The organism is Acutalibacter sp. 1XD8-36, from assembly GCF_009917525.1.
Taxonomy (GTDB): domain Bacteria; phylum Bacillota; class Clostridia; order Oscillospirales; family Acutalibacteraceae; genus Acutalibacter.
Map to the genome: position 1 here is coordinate 1 of NZ_QZDU01000047.1, position 1,632 is coordinate 1,632.

The 1,632-nt window shown below is 42.2% G+C and carries 3 protein-coding genes; 2 read left to right on the top strand and 1 reads right to left on the bottom strand.

Annotation, left to right across the window (positions count from 1 at the left end):
* Nucleotides 1-83 precede the first annotated feature (83 nt).
* Nucleotides 84-464: a helix-turn-helix domain-containing protein gene (locus D5270_RS16405; protein WP_166545086.1), complete on the bottom strand. Its 381-nt coding sequence runs from the start codon at nucleotides 462-464 to the stop codon at nucleotides 84-86.
* Nucleotides 465-611: 147 nt separating this feature from the next.
* Between D5270_RS16405 and D5270_RS16410 the strand changes: the two genes are divergently transcribed.
* Together D5270_RS16410 and D5270_RS16415 are read left to right on the top strand one after the other, a co-directional pair.
* On the top strand, nucleotides 612-866 hold the full coding sequence (locus tag D5270_RS16410) for a hypothetical protein (RefSeq protein ID WP_166545087.1): 255 nt from the start codon (nucleotides 612-614) through the stop codon (nucleotides 864-866).
* 442 nt (nucleotides 867-1,308) lie between these two features.
* Nucleotides 1,309-1,482 (top strand): hypothetical protein, encoded by a 174-nt coding sequence (locus D5270_RS16415; RefSeq protein ID WP_166545088.1) that lies wholly within the window; start codon nucleotides 1,309-1,311, stop codon nucleotides 1,480-1,482.
* The last annotated feature ends 150 nt before the right edge of the window (nucleotides 1,483-1,632 follow it).

Below are 1,632 nucleotides of genomic sequence, written 5' to 3' on the forward strand. Positions count from 1 at the left end.
TATTCCCGCCACATCTTGGACACTTCATTTTACATTCCTCTTTTCATTTTTACATTATTCAATATATTTTTCATAATTTGATATTATGCTTCTTTTGAATCCAAGTTAAGTTTATCCGATTTTTTATATCTTCCAGAACTAACTAAATCCTCTGAATAGTCAAGCATCTTTTCTTGGCCTTCTTCATTTAACGAATGATAGTTTGCAAGCAAAATATCTTCTTGCGATTTCGTATCGCATGATTTATACCCGAATGCCTGTAATATATCTTGGACATTGTAGAATTCGCAAAGGTAGAGGAGAGTATCAGCGTTAGGTAAGGAATGCCCTCGTTCCCAGCCGTAAATTGTCTTTGCTGATGCCCTTACCCCTAAATCTATAAGATGTTTTGATGTTTCGGGGACAGAACAACCTGCTTTTAACCTAAGTTCCCTCAATGTTTTTCCAAATAACTCATTTTCCATTTCAAACCTCCTTTCCATTATCATAAAACACAAATTCTCGAATGTCAATGAATTTTTCTTGAAAATGAAGAAAAAACGCTTGGCATTCTTCTATACTAAGAGTATTATAGACTTGAAGGATTCGAATTGAAGAAAAGAGGTGATAAAATGACAGACAGAGCTACTGCTGCTGCGGCACAATACATTTCTGATAAGGGTATAAAGATTTCTGCAATAGCAAAAGCAACAAAAATACCTGATGGAATTTTGCGCCGTAGTCTGGCAACAAGAGAACGAGCTTTGAGGTCAGATGAGTACTTAGAGGTTTGCAACTTTCTCGGGAAGAACCCATTTGACTTTTACCAAGCACCTGAGCATTCGCCGTCTATCCTAGCCCCACAGCCCCGGGAAAGGGCGGGGTAAAAAGAGAATACGTCCGCAGGCCATTGCGGACGTACTCTCTCCGGCTTTTTTTGACCAGAATACGCTGCACAAACAAGCGCCGAAAATCTTCCCATATTCGGTAGCCAAGAGTCAAACGTAACTTTGGAAGATTCTTCCCCACCAGACCCTTGCCTTTGCTTATTTGACGTATATGGCCATACGCTTCTATGACGCACCGTTCACTTTGGCAGTTCCGGTTCAGCCTTTGCCCTTACGCATTACGCTATCTGTAATTAGTCTGGAACGCATGGGCAAAAAGAGTGCCTTGCCGATTTCTCCGCATGGCATCAACCCCTTTCTAACCCAAGATAGGTCTGTGTACCATTATACACCGGGAATTACTGAAAATCAATAAATAATTACTGTTTTTTGGAAAGTGCTGTGCTTTCCGGGGCGGGGTGAAAAGAAAGGAGGCGAGGATATGACAGCCGAACAGCTAGACAGAGTAGAAAGCGCCTTAGTCAAAAACATCGAATATCTTTCCGAGAGAACGGCAAACGCCGCAGAGGTGGAAGCTCTGGCGGCGCTTGTGGGGTCGCTGGCTAGTCTTGCGGCAATTCGACAATCGGTTCAAGACGGTCAGCGAGAGTCTTAATGAAATCCGCTATGCTGTTTGCGGTATCAGCGTTTGAGGGGCAATAGCCGTAGTGATAACATACTGTGTCCAGCTAACTTGCTTTTCGCGGCGGGCTTTGGTACATTCTTAAAATCATGTTTTACCAAAAAAGAGAGGTTAATATGTATA

Bases quoted from the DNA above. Each gene is read 5' to 3' on its own strand.
- D5270_RS16415 (WP_166545088.1), top strand. From the start codon at position 1,309: ATGACAGCCGAACAGCTAGACAGAGTAGAAAGCGCCTTAGTCAAAAAC.
- D5270_RS16410 (WP_166545087.1), top strand. From the start codon at position 612: ATGACAGACAGAGCTACTGCTGCTGCGGCACAATACATTTCTGATAAG.
- D5270_RS16405 (WP_166545086.1), bottom strand. From the start codon at position 464: ATGGAAAATGAGTTATTTGGAAAAACATTGAGGGAACTTAGGTTAAAA.